Here is a 16740-nt window from a genome sequence, read left to right as displayed (position 1 = left end):
GCCAACCGGTCGGTATGCTCATCGCGTCCGTGCGTCGCCGTCGTCGTCCGACCCGGGAGGACCCATGTCCCGCACCGCCCTGCGAATCTGCCCCCTGTGCGAGGCCACCTGCGGGCTGACGCTCACCATCGAGGGGACCCGGGTCACCGGCGCCCGCGGGGACCGCGACGACGTCTTCAGCGAGGGGTTCATCTGTCCCAAGGGTGCCTCCTTCGGAGCCGTCGACGGCGACCCCGACCGGCTGCGCGGGCCGCTCGTGCGCCGGGACGGCGAGCTGCGCGAGGCCAGTTGGCAGGAGGCGTTCGACGCCGTGGCCGCCGGGATCCGCCCGGTCGTCGAGCGGTACGGGGCGCACTCCGTCGGCGTCGTCCTCGGCAACCCCAACGTGCACACCATGGCCGGCGCGCTCTACCCGCCGGTCCTGCTCGGCGCCCTCGGCACCCGCAGCGTCTTCACCGCCTCCACGGTCGACCAGATGCCCAAGCACGTCTCCAGCGGGCTCCTGTACGGCGACGCGAACGCGATCCCCGTGCCCGACCTCGACCACACCGCCCACCTCCTGCTGATCGGCGCCAACCCCCTGGAGTCCAACGGGAGTCTGTGCACCGCGCCCGACTTCCCCGGCAAGCTCAAGGCGCTCAAGGCGCGCGGCGGCACGCTGACCGTGATCGACCCGCGCCGCACCCGCACCGCCAGGCTCGCCGACCGTCACATCGCCATCCGGCCCGGCGCGGACGCGCTGCTGCTCGCCGCGATGGCGCACGTCCTCTTCGAGGAGGACCTGGTCGCGCTCGGCGACCTCGCCCCGCATGTCGAGGGACTCGCCGAACTCCGGGAAGCGATGCGGGACTTCACCCCCGAGGCCGTCGCCGGTGCCTGCGACGTCGAGCCCGCCGTCACCCGCGCCCTCGCCCGGGAACTGGCCGCCGCCCCCACCGCCGCCGTCTACGGACGCATCGGCAGCTGCACGGTCCCGCACGGCACGCTCGCCAGCTGGCTCGTCGACGTCCTCAACATCCTCACCGGCAACCTCGACCGGCCGGGCGGCGCCCTCTTCCCGCAGGCCGCCACCGACCGCACACCCCGCCCGGCAGGACCCGGCCGGGGCTTCGCGCTCGGGCGCTGGCGGTCCCGGGTGAGCGGGCACCCCGAGGCGAAGGGCGAGATGCCGCTCTCCGCGCTCGCCGAGGAGATCGACACCGCCACCGACGAGGGCGAGCCGGTGCGGGCACTGATCGCGATCGCCGCCAATCCGGTGCTGTCCGCGCCCGACGGCGACCGGCTCGACAAGGCCCTCGACTCGCTGGACTTCATGGTCGGCGTCGACCCCTACCTCAACGAGACCTCCCGCCACGCCCACGTCGTGCTGCCGCCGCCCCCGCCGTCCCAGAGCGCCCACCACGACTTCGCCTTCAACTCCCTCGCCGTGCGCAACCAGGTCCGCTACACCCGCCCCGCCGTCCCGCTGGAGCCGGGCCGGATGGCCGAGACCGAGATTCTCGCCCGGCTCGTGCTGGCCGTCTCCGGCATGCACGGCGCCGACCCCGGCGCCGTCGACGCGATGGTCGTCGAGCAGACCCTCGGCAAGGCCGTCACCGACCCCCACTCACCGGTGCACGGCCAGGACCCGCGCGAACTCGCCGCCCGGCTCCACGGCGACAACGGCCCCGAGCGGCGACTCGACATGATGCTGCGTCTCGGCCCGTACGGCGAAGGCTTCGGCGCACGTCCCGGCGGGCTGGGCCTGGCCGAACTGCTCGCGCATCCGCACGGCATCGACCTCGGGCCGCTGCGCCCCCGGCTGCCGCAGCCGCTGAAGACGAAGAGCGGCAAGGTGGAGCTGCTGCCGGCGCCCCTCGCCGGCGACCTGCCGCGGCTGCGCCGGGCCATGACGGAGCGCGCCGCCGGCCTCGTGCTCGTCGGACGCCGCCATCTGCGGTCCAACAACAGCTGGATGCACAACGTCCCCGCACTGACCGGCGGCACCAACCGCTGCACCCTGCAGATCCACCCCGAGGACGCCGACCGGCTCGGCGTGCGCGACGGGGCGCCGGTCCGGGTGAAGGGCGCCGGGGGAGAGGTCACGGCCCCCGCCGAGGTCACCGACGGCGTACGGCCCGGCGTGGTCAGCCTCCCGCACGGCTGGGGCCACGACCGCCCCGGCACCCGTCTCGCGCACGCCGCCACCGACCCCGGCGTCAACGTCAACCAGCTCCTCGACGGCAGCCGGCTCGACCCGCTCTCTGGCAACGCGGTCCTCAACGGCGTGCCCGTGGAGCTCGCGCCGGTGACCGAAACGATCACCGCGCTGACCTGAGCAAAGCTGTGACCAGGAGTTTTGCGCTTATTGCTCGCACGTCAACGTCTTGTTAACGCCGTTTGGCGGGACCTAACGTCGTCGAACCGCCGGCCCTGGTGGGAGTTCAAGGGCGAACGTTAGGTATCCATTCATGCTGACCATCCTCGGCTTCGCCATGATCGCGACCTTCCTGGTCCTGATCATGCTGAAGAAGATGTCGCCGATCGCGGCGCTCGTGCTCATCCCCGCGCTCTTCTGTGTGGTCGTGGGCAAGGGCGCCCACCTCGGCGACTACGTCATCGACGGAGTCTCCAGCCTCGCCCCCACCGCGGCGATGCTCATGTTCGCGATCGTCTACTTCGGGGTGATGATCGACGTCGGTCTCTTCGACCCGATCGTCCGGGGCATCCTCAAGTTCTGCAAGGCCGACCCGATGCGCATCGTCGTCGGGACGGCGCTGCTCGCCGCGATCGTGTCGCTGGACGGCGACGGCTCGACCACGTTCATGATCACCGTTTCGGCGATGTACCCGCTCTACAAGCGGCTGAAGATGAGCCTGGTCGTGATGACCGGTGTCGCGGCGACCGCCAACGGCGTGATGAACACCCTGCCGTGGGGCGGCCCGACCGCCCGCGCCGCCACCGCCCTGAAGCTGGACGCCGGCGACATCTTCGTACCCATGATCCCGGCCCTCGCCGTCGGTCTGGTCTTCGTCGTCGCCCTCTCGTACGTCCTCGGTCTGCGCGAGCGCCGCCGGCTCGGCGTGCTGACGCTGGACGAGGTGCTGGAGGAGGAGAAGGAGACCGTGCTCGTGGGCTCGGGCGGCGCCGGTGCGGCCGGTGGCTCCGGCGCCTCCGGTGCGGGCGCCGGGCGGGACACCGTCGGCTCCGGCTCCGGCACCGACGCCGAGAACCCCGGCGACGACGACTTCCAGGGCCTGGACCCCGACCGCGCCACCCTGCGTCCGAAGCTGCTCTGGTTCAACGCGCTGCTCACGGCGGGCCTGCTCACCGCCATGATCATGGAGCTGCTGCCGATCCCGGTGCTGTTCCTGATCGGCGCCGCCCTCGCGCTCACCGTCAACTTCCCGAACATCCCGGACCAGAAGGCCCGGCTCGCCGCGCACGCCGACAACGTCCTCAACGTCTCCGGCATGGTCTTCGCCGCCGCCGTCTTCACCGGCGTCCTCCAGGGCACCGGGATGGTCGACGGCATGGCCACCTGGCTGGTCGACATCATCCCCGGCAGCATGGGCCCGCACATGGCCCTGGTCACCGGCGTGCTGAGTCTCCCGCTCACCTACTTCATGTCCAACGACGGCTTCTACTTCGGTGTCCTGCCGGTCCTCGCCGAGGCCGGCGCGGCGCACGGGGTGACGCCGGTGGAGATGGCCCGCGCCGCGCTGGTCGGGCAGCCGCTGCACATGTCGAGCCCGCTGGTGCCGGCCGTGTACGTGCTGGTCGGCATGGCGAAGGTCGAGTTCGGCGACCACACGCGGTTCGTCGTGAAGTACGCGGCCATGACGTGCCTGGTGATCCTGGGCGCCGGAATCCTGTTCGGCATCATCTGACGTAACCGACCCGACGACATCAGCCCGGAGGTACACGACCATGGGGCCCGCTGGGAACCGCGGCTGGCTGCTCCGCCTCGTCATCGCCTTCAGCTTCGCGCAGGCGGCGGTGTCGATGGCCCGGCCCGCCGTCTCCTACCGGGCCCTCGCGCTCGGCGCCGACGAACGGGCGATCGGAGTGATCGCGGGGGTGTACGCCCTGCTCCCGCTGTTCGCCGCGGTGCCGCTGGGCCGCCGTACCGACCACGGCCGCTGCGCGCCCCTGCTGCCCGCCGGTGTCGTCCTGATATCCGGCGGCTGCGCGCTCAGCGGCCTCGTCGACTCCCTGTGGGGGATGGCGATCTGGAGCGGAGTGATGGGCCTCGGGCACCTCGGCTTCGTCATCGGCGCCCAGTCGCTGGTCGCCCGCCAGTCCGCGCCGCACGAACAGGACCGCAACTTCGGGCACTTCACCATCGGCGCCTCTCTCGGACAACTGGTCGGACCCGTCGCGGCCGGCGCCCTGATCGGCGGCCACGACATGGCGGGCAGCAGCGCGCTCGCCCTGCTCGTCGCGGGCGCGGTCGCCGCGGTGGCGTGCACGTCGCTGTGGCGCACAGAGCAGCGCCGTACGCCGCACGGGTCCCGTGCGGCAGGCGGCGAACGCGTCCCGGTGCGGGGCATCCTGCGGGCCCGGGGCGTCCCCGCGGGCATCCTGATCAGTCTCTCCGTGCTCTCCGCGACCGACGTCCTCACCGCCTACCTGCCGGTGGTCGGCGAACACCGGGGCATCGCGCCCTCGGTGGTCGGTCTGCTGCTCGGTCTGCGTGCGGCGGCGACCATCGCGTGCCGGCTCGTGCTGACCCCGCTGCTGAAGCTGGGCCGCACCCTGCTGCTCACCCTGAGCTGTCTGCTGGCGGCGCTGCTGTGCGCCGCGATCGCGCTGCCGGTGCCGGTGTGGGCGCTGGCACCGGTCCTCGCGGCGCTGGGCTTCTGCCTCGGGGTCGGGCAGCCGCTGTCCATGACGACGGTGGTCCAGGCCGCCCCGCCCGACGCCCGCTCCACCGCCCTCGCGCTGCGCCTCACGGGCAACCGCCTGGGCCAGGTCGCGGCCCCGGCGACGGCGGGTCTGATCGCGGGGGTGGCGGGGGTGGCGGCCCCGTTCGTGATGCTCGGCGGTCTGCTGCTGCTGTCGGCGGGAGTTGCGATGCGCTCACCGACCCGCCCGCCGCGCGACGCGACACCGTCCGACCGACCGACGTCCGCCCACCCGACCGCACGAGGCCGGGAGAAGAGCGGTTCGTGAACGATTTTCCCCGAGGCACGCGGCCCGGCCGGCACACCGCCCACGGGGACGACCGCGGTGCGGCGGGGGTGCGTGGGCTGCGGCGGGCTGTCGCGCTCGGCCCGGCTGGGATGTCGGCTATGGGGGCGACCGGGGTGCGGCGGGGGTGCGTGGGCTGCGCCGGGCCGTCGCGCTCGGCCCGGCCGGGATGTCGGCTATGGGCACGACCGCGGTGCTGCGGGGGTGCGTGGGCTGCGCCGAGGGGTCGCTCGCGGCCGGCTGGGATGTCGGCTACGGGGGCGACCGGGGTGCTGCGGGGGTGCGTGGGCTGCGCCGGGCTGTCGCGCTCGGCCCGGCCGGGATGTCGGCTATGGGGACGACCGCGGTGCTGCGGCGGGGGTGCGTGGGCTGCGCCGAGGGGTCGCTCGCGGCCGGCCCGGCCGGGATGTCGGCTATGGGGACGACCGGGGTGCGGCGGGGTGCGTGGGCTGCGTGACGCAGTCTGCTGCGGCGAGGTGCGGCGGTCGTGTCGTCGGCTGCGTGTCGTCGGCGTCTGCGGTGCGGCAGTCGCGCGTGCGGTGGGTGCCGCCGGTCCTGCGGCGCGGGGCGGGAGTTGCGGCCCGACAGCGGTGGGTGCGCTGGGTGGCGCCCGGTCCTGCGGTGCGGAGCGGCCGTTGCGGTCCGGTTGCCCGCCCCGCTCCGGGCCGTGCGGGGCGTTGCACCGGTGTGTGGGCGCGACGGGAGACCGGGCTTCCGCGGCGCGGATTGGACGCCGGGGGTGTCAGGGGCGTTGACGTACGCGCCCCCTTCTTCGTGCGCGCCCTTCGTGCTTCCGTGCGGCCCGTGCCCTGGTCGGTCCGCGGCGTGGGCACCGTGGTGCGGTCCGCCGGGGGCGGTAAGGGAAGGGGCATGACTGTTCAGCTCACTCGTGCCCGGATCTCCGTCGCGGCCGGCGCCGCCCTGCTCGCCCTCGGGGCGCCGGCCGCCTACGCCGCCTTCGACGAGGAGGCCCCTGCCGCCTCCACCCCGGTGCGCGGCGCGGCCTACACCGAGACGCGGCTCCTCTTCGGCACGGCGCGGCCCGACGGCGGACCGGCCGTCACCGAACGGCAGTTCACGGCCTTCGTCGACAAGGAGGTGACCCCGGACTTCCCCGACGGCCTGACCGTGCAGAGCGGATACGGGCAGTGGCGCGACGCGAGCGGCACCGTCGCGAAGGAGCGGTCCTACGAGCTGATCCTGCTGTACCCGGCGGGCGAGGCGGCGCTCAGGGACCGCAAGGTCGAGGAGATCCGCCGGGACTACGAGAAGGCCTTCGGCCAGGAGTCGGTCGGCCGCGTGGACGATCAGGTGCGGGTCGACTTCTGAGCACTCGGCGGCGCCGTCGTACCCTCCCCGCCGGGCCTGGCGCCGAAAAACTATCGCCGCTAGTTTGGGTGCCGACGACGCCGCTGTTCGGGAGGTAGGCCATGAAGGCCCGGGACGGGATGTACATCGACGGTGCCTGGCGCCCCGCCGCAGGCCAGGACGTGATCGAGGTGGTGAACCCGGCCGACGAGGAGGTCGTCGGCCAGGTCCCGGCCGGCACCGCCGAGGACGTGGACCGGGCCGTGCGGGCCGCCCGCGCCGCGCTGCCGGGCTGGTCGGCCACGCCACCCGCCGACCGCGCCGCGCGCCTGGCCGCCCTGCGCGACGAACTGGTCGCCCGCAAGGAGGAGATCGCGGAGACGATCACCGCCGAGCTCGGCTCGCCCCTGCCCTTCTCGCAGGCGGTCCACATGGGCGCCCCGATCGCCGTCGCGGGCTCGTACGCCGGACTGGCCGCGACCTACGCGTTCGAGGAGAAGGTCGGCAACTCGACCGTCTACCAGGAGCCCGTCGGCGTGGTGGGCGCGATCACCCCCTGGAACTACCCCCTGCACCAGATCGTCGCCAAGGTCGCCCCGGCTCTCGCCGCGGGCTGCACCGTCGTCCTCAAGCCTGCCGAGGACACCCCGCTGACCGCCCAGGCCTTCGCGGAGGCGGTGCACGAGGCGGGCGTCCCGGCCGGCGTGTTCAACCTCGTGACCGGCCTCGGCCCGGTGGCCGGGCAGGCACTCGCCGAGCACCCGGGCGTCGACCTGGTCTCCTTCACCGGCTCCACGGCGGTCGGCAGCAAGATCGCCGCCACGGCGGGCGCCGCCGTCAAGAAGGTCGCCCTCGAACTCGGCGGCAAGTCCGCCAACGTCATCCTGCCGAGCGCCGACCTGGCCAGGGCGGTCGGCGTCGGTGTGGCCAACGTGATGTCCAACTCCGGGCAGACGTGCAGCGCGTGGACCCGGATGCTCGTGCACACCTCGCAGTACACCGCCGCCGTCGAACTGGCCGTCGCCGCGGCCGCCAAGTACGGCGAGCGCATCGGTCCCCTCGTCAGCGCCCGGCAGCGCGACCGCGTGCGCGGATACATCGACAAGGGCGTCGCCGAGGGCGCCCGCCTGGTCGCGGGCGGCACGCAGGCCCCGCGGGAGCGCGGCTACTTCGTCAGCCCGACCGTCTTCGCCGACGTCACGCCGGAGATGGCCATCGCCCAGGAGGAGATCTTCGGGCCGGTCCTGTCGATCCTGCGGTACGAGGACGAGGCGGACGCCCTGCGGATCGCCAACGGCACGGTGTACGGGCTCGCCGGCGCGGTCTGGGCGGGCGAGGAGGCGGAGGCGGTGGCCTTCGCGCGCCGGATGGAGACGGGCCAGGTCGACATCAACGGCGGCCGCTTCAACCCGCTCGCGCCCTTCGGCGGCTACAAGCGCTCGGGCGTCGGCCGTGAACTCGGCGTGCACGGCCTGACCGAGTACCTCCAGACCAAGTCCCTCCAGTTCTAGAGGAGTTCACTGTCATGGCTGTGCGTGCCGCCGTCCTTCCGGCCGTCGGGGCCCCGCTGGAGGTCACGGAGATCGACCTCCCCGCTCCAGGACCGGGCCAGATCCGGGTCCGCCTGGCCGCCGCCGGGGTGTGCCACTCCGACCTGTCCCTCTCCGACGGCACCATGCGCGTCCCGGTCCCGGCCGTGCTCGGCCACGAGGGCGCGGGAACGGTGGTCGCCGTCGGCGAAGGGGTCGACCAGCTCGCACCGGGCGACGGCGTGGTCCTCAACTGGGCTCCGTCGTGCGGCGACTGCCCCGCCTGCGCGCGGGGGGAGGTGTGGCTGTGCGCCAACGCCCTGAACGGTTCCGCCGCCGTCCACGCCCACCGGACGTCCGACGGTGCCGCCTTGCACCCCGGGCTGAACGTGGCCGCGTTCGCCGAGGAGACGGTGGTACCGACGTCCTGCGCGCTGCCCGCGCCGGCCGGGGTGCCCCTGACCGACGCGGCGCTGCTGGGCTGCGCGGTCCTCACGGGCTACGGCGCCGTGCACCACTCGGCCCAGGTCCGGCCCGGTGAGACGGTCGCGGTGTTCGGCGTCGGCGGGGTGGGCCTGGCGGCCCTCCAGGCGGCGCGGATCGCGGGCGCGTCCCGGATCGTCGCGGTGGACGTCTCGCCGGCGAAGGAGGAACTGGCCCGCGCGGCCGGCGCCACCGACTACGTCGTCGCCTCCGACACCACGGCCCGCGAGATCCGCGCGCTGACCGGCAAGCAGGGCGTCGACGTGGCGGTGGAGTGCGTGGGCCGGGCGGTCACCATCCGCACGGCCTGGGAGTCGACCCGGCGCGGCGGGCGCACCACGGTGGTCGGCATCGGCGGCAAGGACCAGCAGGTCACCTTCAACGCCCTGGAGATCTTCCACTGGGGCCGCACCCTGTCCGGCTGCGTCTACGGCAACTGCGACCCGGAACGGGACCTGCCGGTCCTGGCCGAGCACATCCGCGCGGGGCGGCTGGACCTGTCGGCCCTCGTGACGGAACGGATCGCCCTGGACGGCATCCCGGCCGCGTTCGAGAACATGCTGGCGGGCAAGGGCGGCCGGGCGCTGGTGATCTTCTGACGCGCTTCTGACGCGGTGCGTCGAGCAGTTCCGCCACAGGGGACCCGGGGACCACCCGGGTCCCTCTTGTCTCCCCGGTACCTTCACGCACGACCGTTGACCCCATACCGTCCGGTCAGTACGTTCCCCGGAACGTCCCCCACGTCCCCCACGTCCCCCCGCACCCACCGGAGTGTGCACGCATGGACACGCCCCCCTCCGCTCACCCCACCCCCACCACCGCCCGCCCCACGGGCAACCGCCGCCGGGTCGCCACGGCGGCCGCTCTCGCCTCGGCCGTCGAGTGGTACGACTACTTCGTCTTCGGCATCGCCGCCGCCCTGATACTCGGCGACCTGTACTTCCCCTCCGGCAGCTCCACCGCCGGTGTGCTCGCCGCCTTCGCCACCTTCGCCGTCGGGTTCCTGGCCCGCCCGCTCGGGGGCGTCGTCGCCGGTCATCTCGGCGACAAGCGCGGCCGCAAGCCGATGCTGGTCCTCGCGCTCACGCTGATGGGCGTCGCCACCACCGGCATCGGCCTGCTGCCGACGTACGAGACGATCGGTGTCGCCGCGCCGGTCCTCCTGGTCCTCCTGCGGGTGGCGCAGGGTGTCGCGGTCGGCGCCCAGTGGGGCGGCGCGATGCTGCTGGCCACGGAGTACGCCCCCGAGGGGAAGCGCGGCGTCTACGGCAGCGTCGTCCAACTCGGCGTCCCCATCGGCGTGGTGACCGCCAACAGCGTGTTCCTGCTGGCCGGCGCCCTCACCTCGGAGCAGGCGTTCGAGTCCTGGGGCTGGCGCCTGCCGTTCCTGGTCGGCGTCCTCGTGCTCGCGCTCGCCTGGTACATCCACACCCGCGTCGAGGAGACCCCCGAGTTCCGGGACGCGGAGAAGGCCTTGGCCGCACGGGAGGAGTCCGAGCAGAACAGCCCGCTGCGCACGATCCTGCGCCACCACCTCGGCACCGTCCTGCTCGCCGGCGGCTCCTTCGCAGTGAACACCGCGACGTTCTACATCCTGATCACCGGCGTCCTCGACTACACCACCCGCGAACTCGACATGCGGCGCGGCGCGGTGCTCACCGTCTCGCTCTGCGTCAGCCTCACCCAGCTCGTCCTGATCCCCGCCTCGGCCGCGCTCTCCGACCGTGTCGGCCGCATCAGGATCTACGCACTCGGCGCGGTGGGCATCGGGCTGTGGGCCCTCCCCCTGTTCCTGCTGATCGACACCGGTTCACTGCTGTGGCTGGCGGTCGGCACCTTCGTCGCCAGCTGCTTCCTCAGCATCATGTACGGCCCCCAGGCCGCCCTGTTCGCCGAGCTGTTCACGCCCGAGATGCGCTACACGGGCGCCTCCCTCGGCTACCAGATCGCGGCGGTCGCCGGTGGCGGTCTCGCGCCGTTCGTCATGGTGCTGCTGCTGGAGGCGACCGGCACGTCGATGGCGGTGTCCGCCTACATCATCGGCCTCGCCGTGATCGCGCTGCTGTCCATCAAGGTGCTGGCGGACCGGGCGCGTTCACGCTGACTTCGAGGCCGTCCGCTCGGTCCGCGACGCCGGTGCGCTCCCCGGCGCCGCGGACCGCGGCCGGGACCGCGACACCGCCACACCGGCCAGGCACAGCGCGCCGCCCGCCATCGTCAGCAGCCCCGGCACCTCGCCCAGCGCCAGCCACGACATCAGCACGACCAGGGCGGGGACGGCGTAGGTCGTCGCGCCCATGCGGCTGGCGGTCGTACGGGACAGCGCGTACGCCCAGGTGGTGAAGGCCAGCGCGGTCGGGAAGACGCCCAGGTACACCATGTTGAGGGTGGCCGTGACCGGGGCGTGGGCGGCCTCCGTCACCAGCTGCCAGGAGAACGGCAGGCAGCACACCGCGCCGACCAGGCATCCGTAGGTCGTCACCTGTAGCACGCTCGCACGGCCGAGGGCCGGCTTCTGGGCCACGACCCCGCCCGCGTACGCGATCGCGGCCAGCAGGCACAGGACCACCCCGAGCACCGAGGAGCCGCCCTCGCCGGACATCGACAGCCCCACGGTCACCGCTCCGGCGAACGACACCGCCATCCCGGCCAGCAGGCGCGGCGGCATGGGGTCGCCGAGGAGCCGGGCGCCGAGCAGGGCGATGAGGATCGGCCCGACGTTCACGACCAGGGCCGCCGTGCCGGCATCGACCTGCTGTTCGCCCCAGTTGAGGGCGACCATGTAGAAGCCGAACCACAGCACGCCCGATATCGCGATGCCGCGCCAGGCCTCCCGCGGGGGCCGGCCCTCCCCCCTGACGAGAAGGACCGCCCCCAGCACGAGGGCTCCTGCGAGCAGCCGCCCGAGCGCCAGCGCGCCCGGTGAGTACGCGGCTCCCGCGCTGCGGATCGAGACGAAGGCGGAGGCCCAGAGCACCACCGTGACGGTGGCGGCGCCGGCGGCCAGCAGCTGGGTACGAGGGGCGACGTTCATCATGCTCCGAGGCTAGAAGGGGGAGGGTGCTGCGGGCTCGCGGATTTCGGACGGGGAACGGGCCGAGGTGCGCGGTGGCGCGTGCGGGATGCTCAGAGCAGCGCGTCCGCGTCGACGCCGAGCAGTTCGGACAGCGCACGCTCGCCTGCCGGTGTCACCTTGACCGCCCGCTCCGAGCCGATGCGCACGCACCAGCCCGCGTCCAGGGCGTGCCGGCACAGGGCCGCGCCCGCGACGCCCGCGAGATGAGGCCGGCGCTCGGTCCAGTCCAGGCAGGCGCGGGCCAGCGGACGGCGCCCGGTGTGGTCCAGGGAGATACCCGTCCGCGCGAACCACCGCTCGCCCGCGTCCGTGAGCGCGAAACCGGTGTCCCGCCGACCCCCCGCCCCCGGGGCCCGTCCGTCGTGGTGGTCGTGCCCGGCGGTGAGCGGATCCTTGGCCTGCGGCGGGGGAGACGTCCCGCCGTCGGACCCCTGCCGCACCGCACTCGTCGCCCGCAGCAGGCCGCGCGCCGTCAGCGCGTCGGTGAGCGTGATGCCGAGCCGCCCGGCGAGATGGTCGTAGCAGGTGCGCCCGCGCGCCATGGCGGAACCGGCGCTCGCCGCGCGCAGCCCGCCCGGCCGCCGCGGCAAGGTGCCCGGCGCGACCTGGGCGGCGAGGTCCTCCACCAGTTGCGCGGTGCGCGCGTCGGCCAGCCGGACGTAGCGGTGCCGCCCCTGCCGCGCCTCCACCAGCACCCCGCCCGCGACCAGCTTGCCGAGATGCTCGCTCGCCGTCGACGCGGCCACCCCCGCGTGCCGCGCCAGCTCACCGGCGGTCCACGCCCGCCCGTCGAGCAGCGCCAGCAGACAGGCGGCCCGCGTCTCGTCGGCCAGCAGCCCGGCGAGCCGCGCGAGCGCGGGTGCCCTGGAGTCCTTGGAGGTCATGCCACCCAGCATGGGGCACGCACCTTTCGGCGGGCACCGAAGTATGCCTACCCGAGCCGCGCGACCTGGGCGTACTGCTGCGCCAGCCCCTCCAGCAGCGCGCCCAGCCCCGTCTCGAAGGCCCGCTCGTCGATCTTCTCCTGCCGCTCGGCGAGGAGGTGCGCCTGCCCGAGATGGGGGTAGTCGGCCGGGTCGTAGGCGCTCTCGTCGGTCACGAAGCCCCCGGCGAACGAGCCGAGCGCGGAACCCATGATGAAGTACCGCATCAGCGCGCCGATGGACGTGGCCTGCGCCGGCGGCCAGCCGGCCTCGACCATCGCGCCGTAGACGGCGTCGGCGAGCCGCAGCGCGGCCGGGCGGCGGCCGGGACCCCGGGCCAGCACGGGCACGATGTTCGGATGCGCGCGCAGCGCGGCCCGGTAGGAGACCGCCCAGTCGTGCAGCGCGGTCCGCCAGTCCCTTCCGTCCTCGAACATCGACAGATCGACTTGCGCGCTCACCGAGTCGGCGACCGCCTCCAGGATCTCGTCCTTGGTGCGGAAGTGGTTGTAGAGCGAGGGCCCGCTCACTCCGAGCTCCGCGGCGAGCCGCCGGGTCGAGACGGCCGCGAGGCCCTCCGTGTCCACGAGCGCCCGGGCCGCGTCCACGATCCGGTCGGTGCTGAGCAGGGGCTTGCGCGGTCGGGCCATGGCGCACATAGTAGGGCTGAGCCAGAAACTAGCAGTGCTAATTTAAAGCACGACTTTCAAGGTGTGCCTTTCCTGTGGGGTGACGTGTCATGAACCTGGAACTGAGCGAGGAGCAGACCGCCGTACGGCGGCTCGCCCGGGACTTCGTGGACCGCGAGATCGCCCCCCACGTCATCGCCTGGGACCGCGCCGAAGAAGTCGACCGGGGGATCGTCGAGAAGCTCGGCAAGGTCGGCTTCCTCGGCCTGACGGTGGACGAGGAGTACGGCGGCAGCGGCGGCGACCATCTCACCTACTGCCTGGTCACCGAGGAACTCGGCCGCGGTGACTCCTCCGTGCGCGGCATCGTCTCCGTCTCCCTCGGCCTGGTCGCCAAGACCGTCGCGGCCTGGGGCGACGAGGACCAGAAGCGGCGCTGGCTGCCTGGACTCACCTCCGGCGCGTACGTCGGCTGCTTCGGCCTCACCGAGCCGGGCACCGGCTCCGACGCCGGCAACCTGACCACCCGCGCGGTCCGTGACGGCGGGGACTACGTCATCAACGGCACCAAGATGTTCATCACCAACGGCACCTGGGCCGACGTCGTGCTGCTCTTCGCCCGGTCCACGGACGCGCCCGGTCACAAGGGTGTCTCCGCGTTCCTGGTGCCGGCGGACGCGCCCGGACTGACCCGCCGCACCCTCCACGGCAAGCTCGGCCTGCGCGGCCAGGCCACCGCCGAACTGGTCCTGGAGGACGTGCGGGTGCCCGCCTCCGCGATGCTGGGCCCCGAGGGCAAGGGCTTCTCCGTGGCCATGTCCGCCCTGGCGAAGGGGCGGATGTCGGTCGCGGCCGGATGCGTCGGCATCGCCCAGGCCGCACTCGACGCGGCGGTCCGCCACGCGGGGGAGCGCGAGCAGTTCGGCCGGTCCATCGCCCATCACCAGCTCGTCCAGGAGCTGATCAGCGACATCGCGGTGGACGTCGACGCCGCCCGGCTGCTCACCTGGCGGGTCGCCGACCTGATCGACCGCGGGCTCCCCTTCGCCACCGAGGCCTCCAAGGCCAAGCTCTTCGCCTCGGAGGCGGCCGTGCGCGCGGCCAACAACGCCCTCCAGGTCCACGGCGGCTACGGCTACATCGACGAGTACCCGGCGGGCAAACTGCTGCGCGACGCCCGCGTGATGACCCTCTACGAGGGCACGAGCCAGATCCAGAAGCTGCTCATCGGGCGGGCGCTCACGGGGGTCTCCGCGTTCTGAGTACCTTCTGAGTACTTCGGCGGATGTGGTGGGCGCCACATCCGCCGACCCTGTACCTCATGACTGACACACCGGTGCAGCAGCAGAGCACGGCCGCCTTCTACGGGCAGGCCGTCGCGTCGTTCGCGGTCGCCCTCGGCGCCACCGCCGTCGGCATCTTCCGGATGGATGCCGACCCGTGGGTGCGGGCCTTCCTCGCCATCGCCGTCCTCTACCTCGTCACGTCCGCCTTCACGCTCGCCAAGGTCATCCGGGACCGGCAGGAGGCCGGGCAGATCGTGAGCCGGGTGGACCAGGCCCGGCTGGAGAAGCTGCTCGCCGAGCACGACCCGTTCGAGAAGCTCTGAGCGCCCGGCGGGTCCGGGCGCCCGGAGGGGCCTCGCTAAGCGCCCGCTCAGCTTCGGCGGTATGGTGGTGCCTCTGGTCGGCGAGAGGGGCGAACGGGCGATGACTACGGCGGAGGAGAAGGCCGGCGGCGAGACGCAGCCATGGGCCGAGGTCACCCCCGAGGCGGCCCGGCGACTGCTGATCGCCGCCGTGGAGGCCTTCGCCGAGCGTGGCTACCACGCCACGACGACCCGCGACATCGCGGGCCGCGCCGGGATGAGCCCGGCCGCGCTCTACATCCACTACAAGACCAAGGAAGAGCTGCTGCACCGCATCAGCAGGATCGGCCACGAGCGGGCCCTCGACATCCTGCGCACCGCGGCGCACCGCGAGGGCACCGCGAGCGAGCGGCTCGCCGACGCGGTGAGCTCCTTCGTGCGCTGGCACGCCGGGGGGCGCACCACCGCGCGCGTGGTCCAGTACGAACTGGACTCGCTGGGCCCCGAGGCCCGCGCCGAGATCGTCGCGCTGCGCCGGCAGTGCGACGCCGAGGTGCGCGGCGTCATCGAGGACGGCGTGGCCGCGGGCGAGTTCGAGGTGCTCGACGTGCAGGGCACGACCCTCGCGGTGCTGTCGCTCTGCATCGACGTGGCGCGCTGGTTCAACATCGACGGGCCCTGGACGCCCGACGAGGTCGGCGCGCTCTACGCCGACCTCGTGCTGCGGATGGTGGGTGCGGGCAAGGCGCCGACCGCGCGGTAGCTTCCGCGGAGCGGGCGGCCGCGGCTCAGAGGTAGTACCGCGACACCGACTCGGCCACGCACACCGGCTTGTCCCCGCCCTCGCGCTCCACGCTGAAGGCGACGCTGACCTGGATGCCGCCGGCCACGTCCTCGACTCCGGTGATCTTCGCGGTGGCCCGCAGCCGGGAGCCGACCGGGACGGGGGCGGGGAAACGGACCTTGTTCGTCCCGTAGTTGACGCCCATCTTCACGCCCTCGACGCCGATCAGCTGCGGGCCGAAGAGCGGCAGCAGGGAGAGCGTGAGGTAGCCGTGCGCGATCGTCGTGCCGAAGGGGCCGGAGGCGGCCTTCTCCGGGTCGACGTGGATCCACTGGTGGTCGCCGGTGGCCTCGGCGAACAGGTCGATCCGCTTCTGGTCGACCTCCAGCCAGTCGGTGTACCCCAGTTGCTCGCCCACCGCCGCCTTCAGCTCGTCGGGTGACGTGAAGATCCTCGGCTCTGCCATGTCCCGGCCTCTCGCGTGGCGACTGCAATGTCTAAGCAACTGCTTAGCATGGTGCCGTCCCGGGCCGCTGTCAACGGACCCGGGCCGTCGGTGACTGGGTAGGGTTCGAGAGGTGCCCCAGATTCCGGAGAAGATCCACGAGCTCACGGTCGGCCAGCTCGCCGCGCGCAGCGGAGCCGCCGTCTCCGCCCTGCACTTCTACGAGGCGAAGGGGCTGATCAGCAGCCGCCGCACCGCGGGAAACCAGCGCCGCTACACCCGGGACACGCTGCGCCGCGTCGCCTTCGTCCGCGCCGCCCAGCGGGTCGGCATCCCGCTGGCCACGATCCGCGAGGCGCTCGCCGAACTGCCCGAGGAGCGCACGCCGACCCGGGACGACTGGGCCCGTCTGTCCGAGGCCTGGCGCTCCGAGCTGGACCAGCGGATCAAGCAGCTCAACCGGCTCCGCGACCACCTCACGGACTGCATCGGCTGCGGCTGCCTCTCCCTGGCCACCTGCGTCCTGTCCAACCCCGACGACATCTCCGGCGAACACCTCTCCGGCTCCCGCCTCCTGGTGGAAGGCCCGGCCGGAGCACGGCTACGGGCCCCACGGAAGCGGGAGCACGAACAGGATCGGGAGCGGGACCTGCACCCGGAGCCGGGGGAGTGCTGCTAGGGGCCCTCGTGGTGAAAGTGGCGTCGTCGCCCGGAGGACGGCCGCGCGGGGTCCGGTGCGTCCTCTCGGCATGCCGTCCGGAAGCGCCTCGTACTGGGCGTACTCGGGCTTTCGGGCGGTGCGA

At 73.2% G+C, this 16740-nt stretch carries 15 protein-coding genes; 11 read left to right on the top strand and 4 right to left on the bottom strand.

Features of this window, described 5'->3' with window-relative positions:
- The first annotated feature begins 64 nt into the window (after nucleotides 1-64).
- The 7 genes from ACIP2X_RS28790 (at nucleotide 65) to ACIP2X_RS28760 (ending at nucleotide 10596) form a co-directional block, all read left to right on the top strand.
- Entirely contained in the window at nucleotides 65-2317 is a 2253-nt protein-coding gene (locus ACIP2X_RS28790) for a molybdopterin oxidoreductase family protein (protein ID WP_401678073.1), read from the top strand.
- A 133-nt stretch (nucleotides 2318-2450) separates the two neighbouring features.
- The gene (locus ACIP2X_RS28785) at nucleotides 2451-3869 is read left to right on the top strand and encodes a CitMHS family transporter (protein ID WP_401678070.1); all 1419 of its coding nucleotides are present in this window, start codon (nucleotides 2451-2453) and stop codon (nucleotides 3867-3869) included.
- A gap of 40 nt (nucleotides 3870-3909) precedes the next feature.
- On the top strand, nucleotides 3910-5154 hold the full coding sequence (locus tag ACIP2X_RS28780; protein ID WP_401678068.1) for an MFS transporter: 1245 nt from the start codon (nucleotides 3910-3912) through the stop codon (nucleotides 5152-5154).
- Between the two features lie 888 nt (nucleotides 5155-6042).
- Nucleotides 6043-6501, top strand: coding sequence for a DUF3574 domain-containing protein (locus ACIP2X_RS28775; protein ID WP_401678065.1), 459 nt, complete (start codon nucleotides 6043-6045; stop codon nucleotides 6499-6501).
- Nucleotides 6502-6602: 101 nt separating this feature from the next.
- Nucleotides 6603-7991, top strand: coding sequence for an aldehyde dehydrogenase family protein (locus ACIP2X_RS28770; protein WP_401678062.1), 1389 nt, complete (start codon nucleotides 6603-6605; stop codon nucleotides 7989-7991).
- Between the two features lie 14 nt (nucleotides 7992-8005).
- Nucleotides 8006-9091 (top strand): Zn-dependent alcohol dehydrogenase, encoded by a 1086-nt coding sequence (locus ACIP2X_RS28765; RefSeq protein WP_401678059.1) that lies wholly within the window; start codon nucleotides 8006-8008, stop codon nucleotides 9089-9091.
- 182 nt (nucleotides 9092-9273) lie between these two features.
- Complete coding sequence (locus ACIP2X_RS28760) at nucleotides 9274-10596, top strand: MFS transporter (protein ID WP_401678056.1); 1323 nt, start codon at nucleotides 9274-9276, stop codon at nucleotides 10594-10596.
- Here the strand turns inward: ACIP2X_RS28760 and ACIP2X_RS28755 are convergent.
- From ACIP2X_RS28755 to ACIP2X_RS28745, 3 genes are all read right to left on the bottom strand, one after another.
- Nucleotides 10588-11529, bottom strand: a complete 942-nt coding sequence (locus ACIP2X_RS28755; protein WP_401678053.1) for a DMT family transporter — start codon at nucleotides 11527-11529, stop codon at nucleotides 10588-10590. The genes ACIP2X_RS28760 and ACIP2X_RS28755 overlap by 9 nt on opposite strands.
- 89 nt (nucleotides 11530-11618) lie before the next feature.
- Nucleotides 11619-12452, bottom strand: a complete 834-nt coding sequence (locus ACIP2X_RS28750) for an ArsR/SmtB family transcription factor (RefSeq protein ID WP_401678050.1) — start codon at nucleotides 12450-12452, stop codon at nucleotides 11619-11621.
- 47 nt (nucleotides 12453-12499) lie between these two features.
- Nucleotides 12500-13141 carry a TetR/AcrR family transcriptional regulator gene (locus tag ACIP2X_RS28745; RefSeq protein ID WP_401678047.1) on the bottom strand — a complete coding sequence of 214 codons (642 nt, stop codon included), beginning with the start codon at nucleotides 13139-13141 and terminating at the stop codon, nucleotides 12500-12502.
- 89 nt (nucleotides 13142-13230) lie between these two features.
- Here ACIP2X_RS28745 and ACIP2X_RS28740 point away from each other — a divergent pair, with 89 nt between their 5' ends.
- From ACIP2X_RS28740 to ACIP2X_RS28730, 3 genes are all read left to right on the top strand, one after another.
- Complete coding sequence (locus ACIP2X_RS28740) at nucleotides 13231-14382, top strand: acyl-CoA dehydrogenase family protein (RefSeq protein WP_401678044.1); 1152 nt, start codon at nucleotides 13231-13233, stop codon at nucleotides 14380-14382.
- 59 nt (nucleotides 14383-14441) lie between these two features.
- Nucleotides 14442-14729, top strand: coding sequence for a YiaA/YiaB family inner membrane protein (locus tag ACIP2X_RS28735; protein WP_401678041.1), 288 nt, complete (start codon nucleotides 14442-14444; stop codon nucleotides 14727-14729).
- Nucleotides 14730-14829: 100 nt separating this feature from the next.
- Nucleotides 14830-15471, top strand: coding sequence for a TetR/AcrR family transcriptional regulator (locus tag ACIP2X_RS28730; RefSeq protein ID WP_401678039.1), 642 nt, complete (start codon nucleotides 14830-14832; stop codon nucleotides 15469-15471).
- A gap of 25 nt (nucleotides 15472-15496) precedes the next feature.
- Here the strand turns inward: ACIP2X_RS28730 and ACIP2X_RS28725 are convergent, their stop codons facing one another.
- On the bottom strand, nucleotides 15497-15958 hold the full coding sequence (locus ACIP2X_RS28725) for a MaoC family dehydratase (RefSeq protein WP_401678036.1): 462 nt from the start codon (nucleotides 15956-15958) through the stop codon (nucleotides 15497-15499).
- Between the two features lie 112 nt (nucleotides 15959-16070).
- Here ACIP2X_RS28725 and soxR point away from each other — a divergent pair, with 112 nt between their 5' ends.
- Nucleotides 16071-16616, top strand: a complete 546-nt coding sequence (gene soxR / locus ACIP2X_RS28720) for a redox-sensitive transcriptional activator SoxR (RefSeq protein ID WP_401678033.1) — start codon at nucleotides 16071-16073, stop codon at nucleotides 16614-16616.
- Nucleotides 16617-16740: the final 124 nt, after the last annotated feature.

It is taken from the genome of Streptomyces sp. NPDC089424 (assembly GCF_044749345.1).
Taxonomy (GTDB): Bacteria; Actinomycetota; Actinomycetes; order Streptomycetales; family Streptomycetaceae; genus Streptomyces.
This window is presented reverse-complemented; position numbering and strand designations above follow the sequence as displayed.